The 20,993-nt window shown below is 70.4% G+C and carries 10 protein-coding genes, 7 pseudogenes and 1 riboswitch; of the genes and pseudogenes, 7 read left to right on the top strand and 10 right to left on the bottom strand.

Annotated elements, in window-relative coordinates; all coding sequences use genetic code 11:
* The first annotated feature begins 218 nt into the window (after window positions 1–218).
* Together G3I41_RS30525 and G3I41_RS30520 are read left to right on the top strand one after the other, a co-directional pair.
* A complete protein-coding gene (locus G3I41_RS30525; protein ID WP_164403763.1) occupies window positions 219–2,627 on the top strand; it encodes a glycoside hydrolase family 2 protein in 2,409 nt (802 codons plus the stop codon).
* On the top strand, window positions 2,624–3,649 hold the full coding sequence (locus tag G3I41_RS30520; protein WP_164403762.1) for a LacI family DNA-binding transcriptional regulator: 1,026 nt from the start codon (window positions 2,624–2,626) through the stop codon (window positions 3,647–3,649). The genes G3I41_RS30525 and G3I41_RS30520 overlap by 4 nt, the downstream gene beginning before the upstream one ends.
* An 88-nt stretch (window positions 3,650–3,737) precedes the next feature.
* On the opposite strand, the pseudogene G3I41_RS37205 reads toward G3I41_RS30520, so the two are convergent.
* Window positions 3,738–3,872: pseudogene (locus tag G3I41_RS37205) on the bottom strand (NAD(P)-dependent oxidoreductase); the annotation flags it as partial.
* Window positions 3,873–3,878: 6 nt separating this feature from the next.
* Here G3I41_RS37205 and metE point away from each other — a divergent pair.
* A pseudogene (gene metE / locus G3I41_RS30510) lies at window positions 3,879–5,744 on the top strand (5-methyltetrahydropteroyltriglutamate--homocysteine S-methyltransferase); the annotation flags it as partial.
* Window positions 5,745–5,768: 24 nt separating this feature from the next.
* On the opposite strand, the gene G3I41_RS30505 reads toward metE, so the two are convergent.
* The 5 genes and pseudogenes from G3I41_RS30505 to G3I41_RS30485 all read right to left on the bottom strand — a co-directional run bounded on the left by G3I41_RS30505 (window position 5,769) and on the right by G3I41_RS30485 (window position 9,945).
* Window positions 5,769–6,167, bottom strand: a complete 399-nt coding sequence (locus tag G3I41_RS30505) for a hypothetical protein (RefSeq protein WP_164403761.1) — start codon at window positions 6,165–6,167, stop codon at window positions 5,769–5,771.
* Between the two features lie 60 nt (window positions 6,168–6,227).
* Window positions 6,228–6,296: riboswitch (cobalamin riboswitch) on the bottom strand.
* Window positions 6,295–7,161 (bottom strand): annotated as a pseudogene (locus G3I41_RS30500) (ECF transporter S component). It overlaps the preceding riboswitch by 2 nt.
* Before the next feature lie 2 nt (window positions 7,162–7,163).
* Window positions 7,164–7,421, bottom strand: a pseudogene (locus tag G3I41_RS30495) (cobalt ABC transporter ATP-binding protein); the annotation flags it as partial.
* Window positions 7,422–8,394: 973 nt separating this feature from the next.
* Window positions 8,395–8,925 (bottom strand): EF-hand domain-containing protein, encoded by a 531-nt coding sequence (locus tag G3I41_RS30490; RefSeq protein WP_164403785.1) that lies wholly within the window; start codon window positions 8,923–8,925, stop codon window positions 8,395–8,397.
* A 486-nt stretch (window positions 8,926–9,411) separates the two neighbouring features.
* Window positions 9,412–9,945, bottom strand: a complete 534-nt coding sequence (locus G3I41_RS30485; protein ID WP_239081906.1) for a hypothetical protein — start codon at window positions 9,943–9,945, stop codon at window positions 9,412–9,414.
* 225 nt (window positions 9,946–10,170) lie between these two features.
* On the opposite strand from G3I41_RS30485, the pseudogene G3I41_RS30480 reads away from it, so the two are divergent.
* The 3 genes and pseudogenes from G3I41_RS30480 to G3I41_RS30470 form a co-directional block, all read left to right on the top strand.
* Window positions 10,171–10,278 (top strand): annotated as a pseudogene (locus tag G3I41_RS30480) (integrase core domain-containing protein); the annotation flags it as partial.
* A gap of 140 nt (window positions 10,279–10,418) precedes the next feature.
* Window positions 10,419–10,778, top strand: coding sequence for a hypothetical protein (locus G3I41_RS30475; RefSeq protein WP_164403760.1), 360 nt, complete (start codon window positions 10,419–10,421; stop codon window positions 10,776–10,778).
* 11 nt (window positions 10,779–10,789) lie between these two features.
* A complete protein-coding gene (locus tag G3I41_RS30470; protein ID WP_164403759.1) occupies window positions 10,790–14,362 on the top strand; it encodes a hypothetical protein in 3,573 nt (1,190 codons plus the stop codon).
* A gap of 372 nt (window positions 14,363–14,734) precedes the next feature.
* On the opposite strand, the pseudogene G3I41_RS37560 reads toward G3I41_RS30470, so the two are convergent.
* From G3I41_RS37560 to G3I41_RS30450, 3 genes and pseudogenes are all read right to left on the bottom strand, one after another.
* A pseudogene (locus tag G3I41_RS37560) lies at window positions 14,735–15,178 on the bottom strand (transposase); the annotation flags it as partial.
* A gap of 487 nt (window positions 15,179–15,665) precedes the next feature.
* Window positions 15,666–16,124: a redox-sensitive transcriptional activator SoxR gene (gene soxR / locus G3I41_RS30455; RefSeq protein WP_164403756.1), complete on the bottom strand. Its 459-nt coding sequence runs from the start codon at window positions 16,122–16,124 to the stop codon at window positions 15,666–15,668.
* 30 nt (window positions 16,125–16,154) lie between these two features.
* Window positions 16,155–17,636 carry an MFS transporter gene (locus tag G3I41_RS30450; RefSeq protein ID WP_203601862.1) on the bottom strand — a complete coding sequence of 494 codons (1,482 nt, stop codon included), beginning with the start codon at window positions 17,634–17,636 and terminating at the stop codon, window positions 16,155–16,157.
* A 304-nt stretch (window positions 17,637–17,940) separates the two neighbouring features.
* On the opposite strand from G3I41_RS30450, the pseudogene G3I41_RS37730 reads away from it, so the two are divergent.
* Window positions 17,941–18,043 (top strand): annotated as a pseudogene (locus G3I41_RS37730) (IS5/IS1182 family transposase); the annotation flags it as partial.
* Between the two features lie 539 nt (window positions 18,044–18,582).
* Here the strand turns inward: G3I41_RS37730 and G3I41_RS30435 are convergent.
* On the bottom strand, window positions 18,583–20,217 hold the full coding sequence (locus tag G3I41_RS30435; RefSeq protein WP_164403755.1) for a phosphodiester glycosidase family protein: 1,635 nt from the start codon (window positions 20,215–20,217) through the stop codon (window positions 18,583–18,585).
* Window positions 20,218–20,993: the final 776 nt, after the last annotated feature.

Below are 20,993 nucleotides of genomic sequence, written 5' to 3'. Positions count from 1 at the left end.
TATGACAGGGCGACAGTGAACCGGTAAAGCACTTGTTTCCCCTGCGATGCCGAATCGTTACCGGAGCCTACATAACTGCAGGTAAGAAGCCCGCCCCCTTTCGGGCGGGTTGCCATCCTGTGACTAGACCGGTTTATGGACAGTCATCGATCCGCGGGTTAAGTTGTGCCGCGTCGTACATCTGTCAGCGTGCGCACTGGGCCGATTGGAGCCGCATCATGAAGGACATCACCTCGCTCACCGAGGGCTGGAACCTGCGCTACGACCAAGCGTTGTTGCCTGCCGAGGTCCCCGGCTGTGTCCATACCGACCTGCTTGCCGCGGACGTCATCCCGGACCCCTTCCTCGACCGCAACGAGACCGAGGTCGCCTGGATCGGCCGACGCGAGTGGACGTACGTCCGCGACATCTCCCACGACAGCGGGCACGAGCGCACCGACCTCGTCTTCGAGGGGCTGGACACCGCCGCGCACATCACGTTCGCCGGCCGGGAACTCGGGGCCACCCGCAACATGCACCGTACGTACCGGTTCGATGCCACCGGGCTGACAGGCCGTCTGGAAGTGCGCTTCGCCTCCGCTTACGACGAGGCCGAGTCCGTGCGCGCGATCACCGGCGACCGGCCCAACGTGTATCCCGAGCCGTTCCAGTACATCCGCAAGATGGCGTGCAGCTTCGGCTGGGACTGGGGGCCGACGCTCGTCACCGCCGGGATCTGGCGGCCCGCGCGCCTGGAGCACTGGTCGACGGCCCGCCTCGCCTCCGTCCGCCCCCTCGTCACCGTCGACGAGGACCGCGGCAGTGTCGAGGTGCGGCTTCAGGTGGAGCGCACCGAGTCCGGGGCTGCGGCAAGCCTGCGGGCGCGGGCCACCGTGGCCGGCGAGACGGTGGAGGCCCGGTTCGAGGGCGACGAAACGGTGCTGCGGCTGACCGTTGACGACCCGCGGCTGTGGTGGCCGCGCGGGTACGGGGACCAGCCGCTGTACGACCTCGACGTCATCCTGCTCGGCGACGCCGGCCCGCTCGACACCTGGCACCGCCGCATCGGCTTCCGCACCGTCGAAGTCGACCGCACCCCCGACGCGCACGGCACCGGCTTCACCCTCGTCGTCAACGGCGAGCGCATCTTCGCCCGGGGCGTCAACTGGATCCCCGACGACGTCTTCCCCTCGCGCATCACCCCCGAGCGCTACCGCACCCGGCTGCGCCAGGCGGCCGACGCCAACGTCGACCTGGTCCGCGTGTGGGGCGGCGGCATCTACGAGGACGAAGCGTTCTACGACGCCTGCGACGAGCTGGGCCTCATGGTCTGGCAGGACTTCCTCTTCGCCTGCGCCGCGTACCCGGAGGAGCAGCCGCTACGCGGCGAAGTCGAGGCCGAAGCCCGCGACAACGTTGTCCGGCTCATGCCGCACGCCAGCCTGGTCCTGTGGAACGGCAACAACGAGAACCTTTGGGGCTTCCGCGACTGGGACTGGGCGCCCGGCCTGGCCGGCGACTCCTGGGGCGAGGGCTATTACCTCGGCCTGCTGCCCCGTATCGTCGCCGAACTCGACCCCACCCGCGCCTACAGCGCGGGCAGCCCCTGGTCCGGATCGTGGGACCACCACCCCAACGACCCCGACCACGGCACCTACCACTCCTGGGAGGTCTGGAACCGCCAGGACTACGCCGAGTACCGCGCGAACGTCCCCCGCTTCGTGTCCGAGTTCGGATGGCAGGCCCCGCCCGCCCTGGCCACGCTCCGGCGCACCCTCCCCGGCGAGGACCTGGCCCCCGACTCGCCCGGCATGCTCCACCACCAGAAGGCCGAGGACGGAAACGGCAAGCTCGACCGCGGGGTCGCCCGCCACTTCGCCCTGCCCGAGGGCGACTTCGACCACTGGCACTACCTGACACAGGTCGTCCAGGCGCGTGCCGTGGCCGCAGGCATCGAGCACTGGCGCTCCCACTGGCCGGTCTGCGCGGGCACCGTCGTCTGGCAGCTGAACGACTGCTGGCCGGTCAGCTCCTGGGCCGCGATCGACGGGGACGGCCGCCTCAAGCCGCTCCACCACGAGCTGCGGCGTGTGTACGCGGACCGGCTGCTGACCCTGCAACCCGCGGGCGCGGGCGACGAGGGACCCGTGCTCGCGGTGATCAACCAGTCCGCCGCGCCCTGGCGCACCGAGGTGACCCTGCGCCGCGTCGAGGCCGGCGGGGCGACCACCGGCCACGATACGCAGCAGGTGACCGTTGCCGCTCGTTCCGTCGTACGGATCCCGGTCCCCGCCGCGCTGGACCCGGCCGGGTGCGGCACCAAGGAGTTCCTCGTCGCCGACGCGGACGGCTTGCGCGCGACCTACTTCCCGGTCAGTGACAAGGAGTTCGCCTATGAGCGGCCGGTCTTCGACGTCACTGTGGAGCCCGGCCCGGACGGCAGTGGTAACGTCCACGTGGTGGTCGTAGCACACACACTCATCAGGGACCTTCTCCTTCAGCCGGACCGGCTCGCTCCCGGCGCAACCGCCGACCGTGGGCTCACCACGCTGCTCGCAGGCGAGCAGGTCCGCATCAGGATCGAAGGGTGTGGCAACGTCTCCGCGGACGACGCCAGGGGCGCCTTGTTCTGCGTGGGCGCGCAGTGACCAGCCCGGTTCGCGTCACCATCAAGGACGTCGCAGCCCGGGCGGGCGTGTCCAAGGGCGCGGTCTCCCTGGCGTTCAACCAGAAGCCCGGCGTATCGAACGCGACCCGGGAGCGCATCTTCGCGGCTGCCCGGGACCTCGGCTGGGCGCCGAACCAGACAGCACGCAGTCTCTCCGGTCGGCGCGCCGACATCATCGGCCTCGTACTGTGCCGCCCGGCCCGCATGCTCGGGCTGGAGCCCTTCTACATGGACTTCATCTCGGGCATCGAGGCCGTGCTCGCTGAACGGTCCTGCTCCTTGCTGCTGCGCCTGGTGCGTGATGTCGACGAGGAGATCGAGCTGTACCGGAGCTGGTGGCGCAGCCAGACCATCGCGGGCGCCGTGCTCGTCGACTTCCGGGTGGACGACCCGCGGGTGCCGGCGCTGGAGTCCATCGGGCTGCCCGCGGTCGCCGTCGGCCATCCGTCGCTGACCGGCTCCTTCCCCGCGGTGTGGACCGACGACGCCACGGCGACGGCGGAGGCCGTCCGCTATCTGGCCGCCCTCGGCCACCGACGCCTCGCCCGGGTCGGCGGACCGGCCGGTTTCGGACACAGCGCGATCAGGACCAGGGCCTTCGAGTCCACGATGCGCGAACTCGGCCTGGAACCGGGGGTCCAGATCGCGACCGGCTTCGACGAACGGGAAGGCGCACGCGCGACGCGCTCGCTGCTCCTGGCGAAGGACCGGCCGACCGCGATCGTCTACGACAACGACATCATGGCGGTGGCCGGCGCCGGAGTCGCCGCCGAGATGGGCTTCGTGGTCCCGGACGACGTCTCGCTGCTCGCATGGGACGACTCCCAGCTGTGCCGGATCACCCATCCCACCCTGTCCGCGATGAGCCACGACGTCCACCACTTCGGCGCCGAAGTGGCCCGCAACCTGTTCTCCCTGATGGAGGGCACCGACATCGGCACCCTCCAAGTCCCCACCCCCACCCTCACCCCGAGAGGCTCATCAGCGCCTGCGCCCCACTAGAGCGCATGGTGAAAGTGCTGGGCGCAGCGTCTCGTTGACGACTGTGACCAGCACGGTCGCTGCTGTGGCGGCAGGTGGCTGGTCGATGCACGAGCAGGTCGATCACGCCCGTCAGGTCCTCCTCGCCGCTGGCCTCGGCCAAGCGGCGGCGCATCAGCTCGAGAGAGGGGTTGAGCAGTTCCGGGCTGACACCCTGCTGCTCAGCGGTGCTCAGGAAGGTCGGCGCACGGAGGCCCTGACCGAGGGTCTTGCCGCGCGGCCGGTGCTGGTCGGCCCCGTCACCTATCTCCTGCTGGCCAAGCCGGCCCCCGGAGTGCCCGCCGGCTTCGAGCCGCTGACGCTCCTCGACCGGCTGCTGCCGGTGTACGCGGAGGTCCTGGCGGATCTGCGTGCGGCGGGTGCCGAGTGGGTGCAACTGGACGAGCCGGCCCTCGTCCAGGACCGTACCCCGGCCGAGCTCAGCGCGGCCGAGCGCGCCTACCGTGACCTCGGCGCGCTCAGCGACCGTCCCAAGCTGCTTGTCGCCTCCTACTTCGACCGGCTGGGCGAGGCGCTGCCGGTCCTGGCGAAGACCCCTGTGGAGGGCCTGGCGCTGGACTTCACCGAGGCCGCCGCCGCCAACCTGGACGCCCTCGCGGCCGTCGGCGGACTGCCGGGCAAGCGCCTGGTCGCCGGTGTCGTCAACGGCTGCAACATCTGGATCAACGACCTCCAGAAGTCGCTGTCCACGCTCGGCACCCTCCTCGGGCTGGCCGACCGCGTCGACGTGGCCGCCTCCTGCTCGCTGCTGCACGTGCCGCTGGACGCCGCCGCCGAGCGGGACATCGAGCCGCAGATCGTCCGCTGGCTGGCCTTCGCCCAGCAGAAGACCGCGGAGATCGTCACCCTGGCGAAGGCCCTCGCGCGAGGCACCGACGCCATCACCGGCGAACTCTCCGCCAACAGGGCGGCGTTGGCCTCCCGGGTGGACTCCCCCCTCACCCGCGGCCCGGCCGTGCGCTCCCGGGCCGAGGCCGTGACGGACGCGGATGGCCGCCGCTCCCAGCCGTACAGGGAGCGGACCACGGCCCAACGGGCTCATCTGGGGCTGCCGTTGCTGCCGACGACGACCATCGGCTCGTTCCCGCAGACCGGCGAGCTGCGGACGGCCCGCGCCGACCTGCGCGCCGGACGCATCGACACGGCGGGTTACGAGGAGCGCATCCGGACGGAGATCCAGGAGGTCATCTCCTTCCAGGAGAAGACGGGCATCGACGTCCTGGTGCACGGGGATCCCGAGCGCAACGACATGGTGCGGTACTTCGCCGAGCAGCTGACCGGATACCTCGCCACCCGGCACGGCTGGGTGCAGTCGTACGGCACCCGGTACGTGCGTCCGCCGGTCCTCGCCGGGGACATCTCCCGCCCCGAGCCGATGACGGTGCACTGGACCTCGTACGCCCAGTCGCTGAGCGACCGCCCGGTCAAGGGCATGCTCACGGGTCCGGTCACCATGCTCGCCTGGTCGTTCGTCCGCGACGACCTTCCGCTCGGGGACACCGCCCGTCAGGTCGCCCTCGCGCTCCGCGACGAGGTCGACGACCTGGAAGCGAGCGGCACTTCGGTGATCCAGGTGGACGAACCCGCACTGCGCGAGACACTGCCGCTGCGGGCAGCCGACCGCGCGGACTACCTGGCCCGGGCCACCGAGGCGTTCCGGCTCACCACCAGCGGGGTGCGGCCGGCCACCCAGATCCACACCCACATGTGCTACGCGGAGTTCGGCGACATCGTCCAGGCCATCGACGACCTGGACGCCGACGTCATCAGCCTGGAGGCCGCCCGCTCCCACATGCAGGTGGCCCGCGAGCTGGCCGCCCACGGCTACCCCCGCGAGGCGGGTCCGGGGGTCTACGCCATCCACTCGCCCCGCGTCCCGAGCGCCGAGGAAGCCGCCGAGCTGCTGCGTACGGGGCTGAAGGCGATCCCTGCCGAACGGCTCTGGGTGAATCCCGACTGCGGGCTCAAGACCCGCGGCTGGCCCGAGACCCGGGCCTCGCTGGAGAACCTGGTCGCCGCCGCCCGTACCGTCCGGGCGGAACTGGCCTTCCCCTGAACAGTGTTGCCGGGGGCCGGGACGTCACACGCGTCCCGGCCCCCGGCCGGGCGCGCGCTCCGTTCCCTGGTGCGGGACGAACGCGTACAGGTCGAGGATCTCCGGCATCGGGGCCACGCCAGGGCCTCCCGCGCTCACCCAGGCTATGACGTCCTCGGTCGCCTCGGGGTCGTTGACCAGGCCCAGCCACACCGCCCGGGCACCGGCGCGACGGGCTTCGGCCGACGGCTGCACGACGATGACGTTGGCCTGTTCGCACACGTCCAGGCACTCGGAGACGCGCACCGGGACGGCCGAGCGCAGCCGCGCGGTCTGGGCCGTGTGGTCGCCCGGTACCTTGACCGTGCCGCAGCAGCAGTCCCGGCACACCGTCACCCTGCTGGGTGCGGAAGCCGTGGTGGTAGGGCCAGCTGATTCCGGCATGGCGCCGTCCGCCTCTCACCGGGGAGATCCGCCCCGGACGTCGTGAGGAGGCGACGGTGTGAGTGTCTGGCTCCCGGGTCGTGCCCGGTCACAGTGGCGGGACCGCGCCGGATTCACACCGGCTTCCTCAGCTCCCGTCGCCCAGGTCGGCGGCCATCGTCTCATGGCCGCCGGGACGGTCATCCGGCTGAGGTGCGGTGAAGCGGGCCGGGGCGCGGAAGCGGGCCCGGCGGGCGGCGCGGCGGAACGTCGTGAGCACGGCGGGCCCCGCGAGCACGACGCACACGAAGTTCGTCACGGCGCGGCCGGTGTCCCAGCCGAGGGAGGTGGCCAGGTCGAAGGCCACGTAACGGTGCCACTGCTCGGTAAGGGGCAGGCCGGGGAGATAGCCGATGGAGCTGTTCGGGTCGAGGGAGAACGGCCAGAAGGAAAGGTTCGGGAGGAACCCGAAGAGGTAACCGGAAAGCGAGCCGTAGACGGCGAGCAGCAGCACCTCGCGGCGGCCGGTGGCACGCGGCCAGGAACCCGACGAGCATGCCGACGAAGGCGCGACCGGACATCTGGTACGGCATCCAGGGGCCGACGCCCCCGGTGACGAGGGCGGAGGCGAACAGCGAAGTGCAGCCGAGGGTGAAGCCGAAGCCCGGGCCGAAGACCTGGCCGGCGAGAACGAGGACGAAGAAGACGGTCTCGATGCCCGCCGTGCCCGCGCCGAGGGGGGGGCGCAGCGCCGCGTTGACGGCGGACAGCACGCCCAGCATGGCCAGGGCTTTGGAGTCGATGCCGCCCTCGGCGATCTCGGAGAGCACGACGCACAGGATCAGAACGAGCAGCACGCCGAAGATCAGGGGCGGCGCGTAGTTCGACCCGAAGGTGCCCGTGTCACGACGAACGGCCAGAAGAAGGCCACGACTCCCAGAAGCGCCGCCATGCCGATGCCAAGGGAGACGCGCGGGGTGAGACGGATCGCAGCCACCGTGCGTGTGTTCGGCATGGTCACGGTTGATCGCCCTCCGGTCGTGGTGCGGCCAGCGCGGTGGGGACCTGATTGACGATGAGGAAGGGCAGCGGGGCGAGGAGCTTCGCCGTCTGGGGTGCGAAGACCGGGGAGGAGACGATGACGTCCGCGGTGGGCCCGTCGGCGACGATCTCGCCCTCGGCCATGACGACGACCCGGTCGGCGGCGCGGGCGGCGAACTCGACGTCGTGGGTGGAGACGACGATCGCGCGCCCTTCGGCGGCCAGTGCCTCGACCGTCTTCAGTGGCTGGAGCGGCTGGAAGAGCCGGCCACCTGGGCGCAGCTCGCGCCCGAGCAGCAGGAGCGGCTGGCAAAGCTGGGTGCGCAGCCCGCCGCGGCGCCCGCTTCCGTGGCGGGAGCCCCTCCCAGGCCGCCCCAGACAGCCCCTGATCACTCCCAAGTACAGCAGCCATCCCACGGGGTTGTTGTCCACCCGGTCGCCGGCGGACCGCATGGCACGGCCGAGGCTGATTTCCTCCGTTCCGTCGGCCACCTCGAAGCCGACGCGGGGCCCCGATCCCTGCAGATTCCCCGGCCCGCCCACCGACCGGAGCAGTGAACGGTTCTCGCCGTTCCCCGGCCGGCTACAACGTGCCGGGGCAGGACACGTCCGCCCTGACGTCATGCAGGTACGTCTATTTCCTCTGCCAGGTCGGCCGGCGAAACCAGCCGTGGCCTCGCTCTTGCGCGCGGCCATCACTGAGCCGGCCGGACAGAGCAAGGTCCTCGATACGGTACGGCCAGGAGCCGAGGCAGCTTCCCGGGAATGCCGCACGTGCCACCCCAGCGCCGCGGAGGGGCATCAATTTCCGCGGCACAGAGCGGCCCCGGCAGCGTGCCTTGGCACAGTGGATGGAGCACGAAGGCACCGGCCGTCCCGTTCCGCGCGGTGCGGTGGTGGACGTCCTCGTCGAAGGTGAGACGGAGCGGGTGCCCCTGAAGCTCGGGGCGTGGCTTTCCCATGCCGGAGTCTGCACTTGTGCCTGCTGGCCTTGCTCGATCGTGGTGCCCGGGGCAGCCGTCGTTGTGGCGATTTGGCTGAGTGCGCCCATAGCGGCGTGAGCGGATTGGCCCCGTCCCGTCACCTCAAGGCTGTTGCTGCGCCGCGTCTTTGGCTTCGCTCTTCGCGCCGCCTGGTCCGCTGGGAGCGGTGCAGACCGCCCCGCCGGGTGATGAGCCCGGCGGGGCGGGTGCGTGGGTGTGGGTGGTCAGCTGGCTGGTGCTGTGACCAGGTGGTCCGCGATGCCTGCCGCATCCGGCCGGTAGTACTCCTTGATGGCCTCGGTCCAGGCCGGGACCGCCGCCTGCTCAGTGCCAGTCGGTTCGAGACTGTCGAACAGGGCGTGGATATTCGGCTCGTCGAAGCCGATGGCGGTCATGACCGCCGCGAACTCCGACCGCTCGACCAGCCCGTCGCCATCCGGGTCCGCGACCGCGGTGAGGGCGTCGGCGAACTCCCCGACTGCTTCAGAGAACCGCTCCGGTGCGAGGACGACGCTCTGGAACTCGGCGTAGTCGACCCGGCCGTCCCTATTGCTGTCCAGCTCTTCGGCGAGGGTCGCCCAGTAGTTCCGGAAAGCGGCCACCATCGCGGAACGCCTGCCCGCGTCGGCTCCTGGGGCTGCCGCCACCACCCTTTTGGCCATCAGCTCGAAATCGTCTGCCTCGAGAACCCCGTTCTCATCAGCGTCGAACAACTTGAACACCAGTTGGGCCCGAGCGATCGCTTCTTCCCGCATGGACACCTCGCCTCTCCGTCTCTGATATCGCACTGGGCACTCTAGGAAGGGCAGGTCCGGGCCGCGGTGTATCGCAGGGAGTTCATACGCACGAGTGATCCGCACCAACACCGGTGTCGTGCTGAACCGGCGGGTTCGCCCGGGACCTCGGGCGGGCTGTGCGGGTGCAGAAGGCTCGCCCGCGGGCGGGGCGAGGACTGCTGGGTCCGGAAATGCCTCCGAAGCCTTTCCAGCAAGGCGCAGAAGTCCTCTGGCAGTGCATTGGCCGCTACCAGCGGCGCGGGATGGTGACCCAGACCTCCGCCAGGACGAGGCCGGTCGCCGGGTCGCGGTGAACCGGCTCGCACAGGGGCGCACTGTCGCCGACCGTGAACCCGTCGCCGAACCCGGGCCGTGCGAACGGACAAGCTCGCGATTGCCTACCAGGCCGCACTCCACCTCGTGGCCGTTCTCATCCGGGTCCGGAGATGGCCCACAGGAGAAGCTCTAGGGCTGGTCGTCGGAGTCGAGGGCGTGTTCTTTGAGGAATGCGCCCGCGTGGGCTGCTGCCTCTTCCGCGGTCGCGTACGGCGCCCGCTCGGTGGCCGTGCCGGATACTCCATCAGCGCCTCGCCCAGTCCAGCCCCAACCACCTGAAGGCGCCTGCACCAGCTCGGCAGTCCCTCCGAACAGTGCAAGCGCACCCCCTGTCGCGGATGCCGGGCGGCTGACGGCATCGGGCCATTTCTTGCGGGCGCCCTGGCGAGTGATGCCCCAGACAGCTCCCAACTGCTCATAACTCGCGCCGTAGGAGCCGGCGGTCACTGCCGCCCGCTCCGTGAGCCGCTTGACCTCGCCATCCATCACCTTCCACGCGGCCAGGACGGACAGCGCCACTTCGACGGGGCTCGCATCCCACATACGGTCAGCGGGCAACCCGGTCTCCCGGGAGCGGATGGCCGAGGCCAGGGGGTTCAAGGCGTCGTACAGGGCCTTGTCGAGCTCTGCTTGCTCTTCCGGGGCGATCTCAGAGGTCGTCATACGACAACCATAGTTCCCGAAGTTGACGATGGAAACCAAAGTTTCCATTCCGTAGTCACCGCATCAGAGAGACGGGCCCCAACGAGCTCGTGATGGTGGGCGGTAGCGCGTCGAAACCTTGATCGTTGATCATGATCCGCGCGGCGGGGAACCGGACGCGTGCGTCAATCATGGGTAGCCAGCGGATCACCGGGCTGACGCCCGACGTGATCGCAGAACTCGGCACGCCCGTACCGTCCGCAGACGAACGGCAAGGTGGAGAGCCTGAATCGGACCCTGCTCGACGAGTGGGCATACCTATGCCCGCACTCCAGCAACGCTGAACGCACCGACGTCCTGGCGGATTGCGGCGCACACGATGGGCTGACGTTCCGGTCTCCGCCCGACCAACGCTTGACAGACAAATCATCGAACTCGCTTACAGGGGCGGCAAGTTGCTGGAAGACTGGGTGCCAACTGCATCAGGGGGGCCGATGACTGAGGTTGATCTCGTGGTGGCGGCGCTTGCCGCCGGCACGTCGGCGGGTTTGATGGACACTGCTAGCGCTGCTGTGCGGGATGCGTACGACGCGCTCCGTGCCGCGGTGCGCCGTCGGCTTTCTCCACGTGGCGGTCAGGTGCTGGACGCCGAGGAGAGGGAGCCAGGGGTCTGGGAGACCCAGCTTCGTGAGGAGCTGATCGCGTCCGGTGCCGACCGGGACCAGGAACTGCTCGCGGCGGTACAGGAGTTCCGGGCGCTGGTCCACTCGGAGGGCAAGTACCGGATCGACGCCCGCGGCGCCAAGGGCGTGCTGATCGGCGACCACTCCACGCAGTTCAACACGTTCAACTGAAGGCATCGCTGGTGGACAGCCGGGACGGCCGCCCTCGGCCGATCGACGCCCGGGGGGCTTCGGGGGTGCAGATCGGCAACGGCCTGCAGATCAACATTCTGGGCGGCGAATCGCTGCCTGCCCGTTCCGCCTACCTCTACCAAGTCCGGTCGATCGCACCGGAAAGGCTCCTTGGCCGGGAGGCGGAACTCGCCGAGCTGACCGATTTCTGCACCCGTCCCGGCGGCAGCGCCTACCGGTGGTGGCGGGCCAAGGCGTGGGCGGGCAAGTCAGCCTTGCTGTCCTGGTTTGTGCTGCACCCACCGGCGGGCGTGCACGTCGTCTCGTTCTTCGTCACCGCTCGATTTGCGGGGCAGAGCGACCGCGAGGCGTTCATCGACGTCGTCATGGAGCAGCTCGCGGCGCTCCTGGGCAGACGTGTGCCCGCGCACCTGACCGACGCGACCCGCGCCGCGCACCTGCTCGCGCTGCTCGACAGCGCGGCCACCGCCTGCCGGGAACAGGGGTCGCGGCTCGTCCTGGTGGTGGACGGGCTGGACGAGGATCTAGGGGTGACCACCGGTCCCGACGCCTACAGCATCGCCGCCCTGCTGCCCGCCCGCCCTCCCGCGGGGATGCGCGTCATCGTGGCGGGGCGCCTCGCACCACCGCTGCCCGGCGACGTGCCTGGACATCACCCGCTGCGCGAGTCCGATGCCGTACGCCTCCTGGAACCGTCGCCGGACGCCGAGGTCATCCGTGACGCCGCCAAACGGGAGCTCAAACGGCTGCTGATCGGCACACCCACCGAGCAGGACCTGCTGGGTCTGCTGGCGGCAGCCGGCGGCGGTCTGTCCGTCCAGGACCTGGTTGAACTCACCGGCACGCGCGATCCGTGGATGATCACGGAGACCTTGGACACGGTGTCCGGACGCACCTTCCAGCAGCGCCCGGTACTGGGCCGGCGCGGGGTGGAGCGGCCGGGGCACGTCTACCTGCTGGCCCACGAGGACTTGCAGGAGGAGGCTCTGTCCTTCCTTGCCGGTGACCGGTTGGCCGATTACCGTCGGCGCCTGCACGGCTGGGTGGACGGGCACCGGTCGCGGGGCTGGGGCGCGGACACCCCGGGCTACCTGTTGGCCGGATACTTCCGCAGTCTGCGTGCGGAAGGCGACACCCCCAGAATGCTCAGCCTCGCGCTCGACCCGGGCCGCCATGCCTGGCTCCTCGACACCACCGGCGGGGACGCCGCCGCCCTCGCGGAACTCACCGCGACCCGGGACGCCGTCCTCGGCGCCGCGGGCCCGAACCTGCCCGGTCTGGCCAAGGTCGCCCTGTGCCGCATGCGCCTGTCGGAGCGAAACGCCTCGTTGCCGCTGGACGTGCCCGTCGTCTGGGTGTTGCTCGGTCGCGTCGACCGGGCCCGGGCACTGGCCGAGTCGATGCGGGGCGCAAGCTCGGCGAGGGCCCTTGCCGGGGTCGCCAGAGAGACGGCCGCAGCCGGCGAGCGGGAGCTCTCCGAGTCGATCGCCCGGAGCATCACCGAACCGGACGAGAGGGCCAGAGCACTGTCGGCGGTCGCCGCGGCAGCGGCCAGGGACGGGGACGTGCACCGGGCCGCTGAGCTCGCCGACGCTGCCGATCGAGCGGCCGAGCGTATCGACAACGTCTTTATCCGGGCGTCGTGCTGGGCCCTGATGGCGACGGACGCGGGCGGTGATCGGCGGCGCGCCGCCGCACTGGCACGCGCGATCAGGGCGCTTGCGGACGATCCGCAGGCCCCTACCGGTCGGTCGTGGCTCGAAGCCGATCTGGCCGCCGCACTGGCCTCGGCCGGCGAGCACGCCGAGGCCCTGGCGGTGGCCCGCGCCATAGACGACCCCGAGCGGCGGGCGAGGGCCCTGTCCGCCTTGGCACGAACGGTGGCCCGCAGCGGCGACCTGACCTCCGCATACCGGGCGGCTGCCGAGGCCGAAACAGCGGCCCGCGCGGTCAGCGGTGTGTGGCTCCAGCTTCCGATGGCAATGGTGATCGAGGCGATGGCCGCCGCTGGGGCTTCCGATCGTGCGGACGAGCTCTCGAGGGAGGCCGTCGACGGACTCGTGGGCGGTTCCGGCAGCCGCCCTGCGCTCCAGGTGAACGGTGATCTGGCCGTCCTCGCCGGCGCCGTCGCCCGAGCGGGTGACCACGACCGCGCCGAGGCACTGGCCCGGGACAACCCTGACGCGGCGTCCAGGGCGCGGGCACTGGCCGCGGTGGCCGAGGCGGTCGTGCGGTCGGGTGACCACTCACGGGGCCACGACCTGGTGTCGGAGGCCCAGGATGTGGCCAGAGCCGTCCGCTCCCCCGTGCATCACCAGGTGGAACTCGCGGCATTGGCCGGTGTGGTGGCCCGATCCGGAGACATCGACTGGGCCTTGGCCATCGCCGGTACGCTGCACGACCCCGCCCGTGCGGGGGCCGCGCAAGGAGCTGTGGCCAGAGCCGCGGCAAACGCGGGGCACTGGGATCGCGCCGAGACCATCGCCCATTCCGTCGAAGAGGTCAGCGGAGGGCGCGACGCCGCGCTGGCCCTCGTCGCCAGGGCCGCCCTCGACGCGGGTGGCGTGGAGCGGGCCGTGGAGATCATCGCCACGATCGAGACGACGCGTCCTCGGATCCTGGCCTTGGCCGCATTGGCCGGTGCGAGCGAGGCATCGGGTAACCGTGATGATGCGGTCAAAGTGATGGACTGGCTCGTGGCCGGCATGGCCGAAGCCGGCGACGAGCTGGACGAGTCGAGCGTGCTCGCCCTGGCCGAGGCGGTCGCCGACGCCGGGGGCGTCGACCAGTGCGAACGCGTCGCCCGCATGATCCAGGACTTCGCACTCAGGGCCCGGGCACTGGCCGCGGTGGCTCGGGCGGCCGCGCGCGGGGGCCATCTGGGCCGAGCCACTGCGCTCGTCGACGAGGCCGAGGCGACAGCCCGCGGCATCGGCGGCCCCCACGACAGGAAACGTACGCTGGCCTCTCTCATCGAGACGATCAACGGGACGGCGAACCAGGAGCAGGCCGTCGTGGTCCTCGGCGGCGAGACCGCACTGGCCCGACCCGTCGAGGGAACATCAGTGCGGATACGCACCCTGGCGGTGGTTTCCGAGGTCATCGCCTGGACCGGGGATCACGCAAGGGCTGCCGCGCTCGCCGCCGAGATCGAGGAGGCACTTGCGGCGGCGAGCTCGCACGGAAACGAAGAACTGCTCGCGGCGCTCGCCCGGGCAGCAGCCGGGACGGGGCACCCCGAACGCGCGGAGAAGCTGGCGGACCGGATCACCCACCCGGAGATCCGATCCCGGATCCTGGCCCACCTGGCCGGTACCGCCGGTCCCGGGGCGGCCCAACGCCTCACGGCACGGGCTTTCGCCATCGACTTGTGGACGGCCGTGGAGGAGCTGGAACAGCTGGACCTGGACGTGCAGCTCTTGCTCGCGGAAGACTTGGCCGTCGCTGGGCTGCGCACCTCTCCCCCGGGCGCCGGCGCCCCTCCGCCGGTGAAGCCGACGTCGCGCCGCCGCCGGTTGCGCGCCATCCTCCACTGGCTCCGCCGCTCCAGCCGGAGACCGTGATCACACGTGGGACGAGCACCGCAGGCGGCCCCTCGTCGAAGCGGTCGACGGCGTGACGCTTCTCGAAGCACAGCTGCGGCCCGTGGTCCGTGTGGATCTGCCGCGTCGGCCCCGTGTGTCGGCCGGCCGTGGTGGTTGCTGAGGCTACCCGGAGGCGTTGTGACGGCTTCAGCAAGTGCTGACGCCAGATGGGTGGGGCCCGGCGCAGCGGTTGTGATTCCCGCGTATCGGCGATCACTGGCTGCTGATGCGCGCCGGATGTTTCAGTACGTCACTCCGACAGTGGGTGATCGCCGCTTAGGGGCAACTCGGCTGCCGCCGCAGAGCCTGTCGGCGCAGAAGACCCTGCGGGTTGAGCCGATTCCATGGGGTTCTGAGCCAGATGGCGAGGGCTGCGAGGGTGATGGTCCCGAGGTAGATGGAGGCGCGTTTCTCGTAGCGGGTGGCGACAGCCCGGAAGCCATTGAGGCGGTTGATGGTGCGTTCGACGGTGCTGCGCTTCCTGTAGCGCTCGCCGTCGACGCAGGTGGGCCGACCGCCTCGGGAGCCTCGGTTCTTGCGATGTCTTTGCTGGTCGAGGCGCTCGGGGATCGTGTCCGGGATACCGCGTCGCCGCAGGTCGCGGCGGTTTCCGCGCGACGTGTACGCCCTGTCCGCCAGGGCACGGTCAGACGTACGGGGATGTGTGCACCGCTCAGGCGCGTCGGTGTCACCTTCTCTCCTGACCCTGCTCCTGTGCGGACGCGAAAGCGGGCGCAGGGGCAGCGGCCCGGCGGGGCGCTGCCGGTCGACGAGAAGACGACGTCCCCCCGGCATCGGTGTCCAAGACCTTCACGGCCATCGCGTTGATGTGCCTCGTCTCCGAGGGGAGCATGGACCTGGACGCACCAGTCTCGCAGCCGCGGATCGACCAACGACGTTCGGCCGCCCAGGCACTGATCGCCAGCGCCGCCCGACGCGGAACCGAACTCGTGGCCGAAGCACGGAGCAGCGGATTGGATCCAGAGGCCTCGAACGAGACGGCGAGGCGGTCCCTGACCGCCGTGGCCTGGAGCGCGGCAGCCAGGCTGCCTTCAGTTGCGATATCGGAGTACAGGACGGCTGGATCACGGGAGGCGGCCACGAAGGAAGAGAGCGCCCGGTCCCATCCCGTGACACGGTTTCGGGTCCGAGTGCCGCTGTGGCACCAGTATGCGCCACGATGACTCCTCAGCCTCGGCACGGTGGGCCCGCTTGTTGTCACCGGCCGCCCATCCTCGCTTTCAACCATGCTGCCGTACCCGCCCAGCCTCGAAACGGACCATCACTCGCGAACAGCACTCTGAAGGCGTACGGGCCCAGGTCCCTGTGGGCTGAGCGCGTCGTCCGGGTTGAGGAGCAGGCACGCCTTCATGGACAGGCAACCGCATCCGATACATCCGGTCAGTTCGGCCTCGAGAGCTTCGATCGCCCGACGCCTCTCTTCCAGCCGTTGCTTCCACGCCGACGAGAGGCGTTGCCAGTCCCTGTGAGTGGGCGCATGGTGGCTGGGCAGTGTATTGAAGACCGAGGCTACGTCGCTGAGCCTGATGCCGAGGCGCTTGGCCACAACGATCAATGAGATGCGACGGAGCATGTGGCGGGGGTAGCGACGTTGGTTGGTGCCGTCCCGGTCGGAGAAGATCAGGCCTTTGCGTTCGTAGAAGTGCAGGGCGGATGCTGATACGCCGGTGCGCCGGACGACGTCACCGATCGTGAGAAGGTCGTTCGGGTCGACGAGCACATCGGTCTCCTGACGTTCGCGGTGCTGGGTTCAGGCGTGCTGGTGACGCGGGCCATGGTGGCGGATGAGTGCCATGACCGTGAGGGTCAGCAGCAGACAGAGCAGCCCGATACCGAGCTGGGTCATGCGCCACGACCAAGTGAGGGCGGCGAGTTCGGCGTGCCGGTCCGTGTCGGAGAGCTGCCCGGCGCTCACCGCCGCCGCTCGCTCATCGCTGCCGAGACGACTGCCGAGAAAGCCGAGCAGCGCGGCCCCGAACGCGGCGATGACCATGGCCTCGGCAGCTCCGCGCAGCGTGTTGAGGAAGCCGGCGGCCATCCCGACGGACTCGGCCGGTACCAGAGCCATGGCCTGTCCGTCGGTGACCCCGAAGGACGTGCCCATACCGATCCCGATCGCCAGGAGTGGAGCTGTAGCGCCCAGAAGCGTGTTGTCCGGGCTGAGTGTGACGAGGGAGAGATTTCCCAGGGTGACCATCACGAGTGCGAGCACGACCAGTCGGCGTGCTGGGACCCCCCTGTTGACCAGTGCCACCGCGGCCAACGGCGTGACCAGGACCGGGGCGGTCAGGAGCAGCATTGCGGCGCCCGCGGCGGCCGGTGCGAGGTGCGCGGCCGCCTGGAGGTAGGTCGGCAGGAAGACCAGAACGCCGAGGAACCCGACCGAAGTCGTCAATGTGGCCAAGCTCCATCCGATGAAGCCGCGGTTGGTGAGCAGAGCCGGCTCCAGGACGGGGTGGGCGCTGCGCCGCTGCACAGCACCGAAGACGGCGAGCGCTATGACCCCGCTGATGGCCGCAGCGACGACGACCTCATCGGTCCAGCCCAGGGACGGTGCCTCCAGGAGGGCGAACATGAGGAGGCAGAGCGCGACGATGAAGAGAATGCTGCCGGCCCAGTCGGCTCGTCCGGTCGCGGCTCGGGACTCGTGCATCCGGGTGGCGCCCGCTGTGATCAGCGTGCCCAGGGCAGTGAAGACCACGAAGCTCCCACGCCAGCCTGTCGCGGAGATCAGCAGTCCGGACAGGGTGGGGCCGACTGCGATGCCAACTCCCGCCATAGTGCCCATGAACGCGAAGGCGCGATTGCGTGAGGTTCCTTCGTATGAGGCGGCGAGGACCGCGCCTCCGGCGGCCATGATGCCGGCGCCGCCCGCACCGGAGACGATGCGCGCCACGTCGGTGAAGAGGATCGAGGGACTCACCGCGGTAACCAGAAATCCGCAGGAGAAGACGGCCGCCGAGGCAACGAACGTTTTGCGTCGCCCCACCCGGTCCGCAGTCGAGCCCGCGACGAGAGTCATTGCCGCGAAGGCCAGGTTGTATCCGGCCACGACCCAGTTCAGGGGCGAGCCGGAGGCGTCCAGCTCCCGGCCCATGCTGGGTAGTGCCACCGCAGTCCCGGAGATGGACATGGCGACCAGGACGACACCCGTCAGTACCACGGGGAGCGTCAGGGGCGACGGACGTTGCGGCGAAGGAGAAGAGGTCATCGCTTCTGTGACGGCGTCCATGTGGGCTACTCGCTTTCCTCGGTCGAAAGGTCGCGAGCACCCCATCACTTCAACCACGGTTGAGGGCAAGTGGACGGGCACTGAGCTTTCCACCCTCATGTTGAGGCGTGGTGAAGGGCAGGTGCAGCCGTGACGAGGTCGGTGATCCGGTTGGTACTGCAGCGGATTCTCCACAGGAGGCGCCAGCCCTTCAGGACGGCCATGGCCTGCCCGCTGACACACCGGGCCTTGGCGTGACTGTTGTGGCGACATCGCTTCCATCGCTTCACCGGCGGCCGCGGAAGGAGGCTCGGATATGCCGATCGCCGCCTGGCAGAAGGACGAGGTCTTCGACCAGCTCAACGGCCTCCTGCGACGCCTGGTCCGGAAAGCCGAATGCCGAAGGCCGTGACGCCGAGCCGAGCGCCTCCGGCCTGCGAGGTAGGGGGACCCAACACGTCGCGCTGGTCGCGCAGCACGGCCCCCACGCCCGTCCCGCAGCAGCCCGCTGCCGGCGCCGGCCTGACCGCTCCAGCCGACCAGGCGCGGCCCGCTCCAGTTGATGCCGATCTTGACCGTGGCGGCCGTCGGGCACCCGCCAGCCGGTGCGCCACATCGGCCGCTCTTTGCCGTCGACGCCCTTCACCTTGCGCTGGCAGAAGCGCATGTACTTGTCGCTCTTCGCGGCGGGGACCTGAGCGGACTCGAAGCAGTTGTCGATCTCCACGAAGAGCAGCGGCACCCCGTCCTCGGGCGCGGTGATGACGATGTCCGCCTGGGCGCCGCCCTTGCCGGGAGTGAACCAGGTGCCAGTTGCAGGCAGCGCTGCCTCGGTCGCGTAGGAGGCGATGGTGCCCAGCCCGGCGGGCGCGTCGAAGGCGGCCTGGGCGGCGGCGCGGACGTCGGCCGGCTCGCTGGTGAGCTCGGACGGGTTCGGCTTCGGACGCAGCAGCGCGAGCACGGCCTCCTATCGCTTGGGCAGGACCAGCAGGGCGTCTCCGACCGGGCGTTCGCCGCTCGCGTCGGAGGGACGGTTGACAACCTGACCGTCCACGACCATGGTCGTGGAGCCACCGCCGTCGAGGTTGACGGCCTCGCGCAGGCCCAGGGAGCGGGCGACTGCGGCGCTTTCGGGGATGCTCAGGCCGAGGGATTCGGTGCTGCGGCCGTCGGCGGTGACGAGGACGGTACGTCCGGCGGCGTCGACGCCCGCGAGGGTACGCGGGTTGCGCTTGAGGACCCAGCCGTAGTCGAAGCTCGGGTTGCCTGGCTGGACCATGCCGTCGGTGGCGGCGGTGATGTGGACGCGGCCGTCACGGACGAGTTCGGGCCCGCCGTTGACGACGTCAGTGCGCCGCGAGGGAGCATACGGCCGCCCGTCGCCGTCCCGGAGCGTGCCGCGTATGTGGAGCCGTTCGCCGACATGGGCGAACACCGTGAGGTCGGTGACGGCATCGCCCGTGGCCTGAACGGAACTGCCGCCCTTCGGCAGGGCGCCGCCGCGCGGTGAGCGCAGCTCCCGTACCCGTCCCGTGTGGTCCAGGATCGCTTCGAGGCCCTCGCCGTGCGGGGTCGACACGCCGAACTGCGGTGTGAAGGCGATGAGTTCGGCGGGGTCGGTGCACGTGGTGTCGTGCAGGGGGCGGCCGGTGGGCCGGTCGTCAGCGGTGCCGCCGCAGTTGCGGATCAGGCCGGGGACGCGGTTGACGCCGTCGAGGGGGCGCACGGTGCCGTGGCCGGTGACGGTGCCCTTCCAGGTGAGGCGGGTGACGTGACTACCGCTGCCGTCGTCGCGGACGACGAGTGCAGGGCGGCCGTTGACGGCCTCGCTCAGCAGGCGGCCGTCGTAGACGCCGACGCCTGCGGGGTCGCCGGGGGCGCCGGAGCGGGGATCGAGGACGAAGAACCCGGCGTTGACGGCAGCACTCGCGCCTTGGGCGGCGGCGAGTGCGCTGGTCGTCTCGCGGCGCTCCAGATCCGGCCCGTAGGAGGCGGTCAGGGAGCCGTCAAAGGTCCGGGGGTCGATGGTCAGGACGTCGATCCGCCAGCGCCCCTTGTCGTTGCTGGCGCCGTCCCAGCCGGTGTAGACGGCGGTACCGGTGTGTCCGGCAGTCCGCAGTCGGGTGCGTGCGGTGTTCGCGGCGGCCTCGGTGTCGTACGTGCCGACGCGGACACGGCTGCCGAGGGTGCCGCCGGGGTGGTCGGCGACGGCGGGGGCGCGGACCTGCTCCGTGCGGGCGTCGAAGCCCTCGGAGCGCAACGTGGCCGTCAGTTCGCGGGCACTGGCGGTGTCCCTGATGACGGCCGGGGGCGCGTCGGGGTCCGGAGAGGCGGCGCCGCCGGGGATGGAGACTTCGACGGTCCACGGGAGCGCGGCCGTGTCGGCGCCGCGCACGATCCGGGTGAGGGTCACGCCGGGCTGGAGGGTGCGAGTGATGCGGGTCTCGGTCAGCCCCGGCGCACCGAGCGGCAGCCCCTTCCCCCGCGTCGGCCCGGCTGCCGCCCGGTCTTCCCCCGGCTGCGACGCGGCCGGAGTGGGCGCGGAGCCCAGCGTGATGAGCACGGTGAGGACGGCTGCGGCACCGAGCAGTCTGCTGTTCACAAGACCCCCTGGACATGACCTTGGCGCATACGGGCGAAGCAACCGTGCGGGGCCCAGGGCACACCGGTCAAGGCATGCGCACGACATTCACTGCGCCGTCCGGTCAGAGTCATGCGTCGGCCACGTCCCCGTACGGCTCGCGTCGCGGGGAGGATGCGGCGACCTCCGGCCCGGCGGCTCGAGGAACGCGCCGGACCCGTGCCGCGCGCCGGTCGTGCACACCTCTCCGACCCGACGAACGGACCGCAACGGGACGAAGCGTTGACGGCACTAGGTGTTCTCTCCACGGAGGTTGGGGCGGCTCCTTGCCGCCCTGTCCTTCACCTGCCGGCGGAAAAGGCGGGGGTACTTCTCCAGCTTGTCCCCGGCCGGGGCACTGGCAGGCGCGGACACGAGGTCGAGGATCGTCGTCGCGCTCACTCCCCACGGACGGGAGTGGCACGCCGCTCGCCAGTGGGCCGCCCACGCCTGAGGTCCGCCAGCGTGACAAACAGAGGCCGGGGGCCACCGCAGGCATCGGCCGGGCCCGCGCCTCGACGTCATGTGCCCCCGCCTCTTCCGTTGTTCGCCTTTGCCTGCCCCTCCGGAGCGGGTTGACTTCGTCACCTAGTGCAGATTCACTATGTACTGGCTGATGGTCTCGCACTATAGCGTGGTGGGCCGAAAGCCGGGCCCGAGGCGCTGGAAGAACCCTTCCGGGAGACGGTGCGCAGACGCGCCGCAAACACGAGCGACGAGAGATACGGGGGCGCTGTGACCGTGTATCCGTTCACATC

Source organism: Streptomyces sp. SID9727 (assembly GCF_010550605.1).
In the GTDB taxonomy this organism is placed as follows: domain Bacteria; phylum Actinomycetota; class Actinomycetes; order Streptomycetales; family Streptomycetaceae; genus Streptomyces.
The sequence above is the reverse complement of the archived record's forward strand: the minus strand, read 5'-3'. Positions and strand labels throughout refer to the sequence as shown.

What these genes read in the sequence shown, in the direction of transcription:
- G3I41_RS30525 (WP_164403763.1), top strand. Translation starts at nt 219, where the DNA reads ATGAAGGACATCACCTCGCTCACCGAGGGCTGGAACCTGCGCTACGAC.
- G3I41_RS30505 (WP_164403761.1), bottom strand. Translation starts at nt 6,167, where the DNA reads ATGCCGGAATCAGCTGGCCCTACCACCACGGCTTCCGCACCCAGCAGG.
- G3I41_RS30490 (WP_164403785.1), bottom strand. Translation starts at nt 8,925, where the DNA reads ATGCGGGAAGAAGCGATCGCTCGGGCCCAACTGGTGTTCAAGTTGTTC.
- G3I41_RS30485 (WP_239081906.1), bottom strand. Translation starts at nt 9,945, where the DNA reads ATGACGACCTCTGAGATCGCCCCGGAAGAGCAAGCAGAGCTCGACAAG.
- G3I41_RS30475 (WP_164403760.1), top strand. Translation starts at nt 10,419, where the DNA reads ATGACTGAGGTTGATCTCGTGGTGGCGGCGCTTGCCGCCGGCACGTCG.
- G3I41_RS30450 (WP_203601862.1), bottom strand. Translation starts at nt 17,636, where the DNA reads ATGGACGCCGTCACAGAAGCGATGACCTCTTCTCCTTCGCCGCAACGT.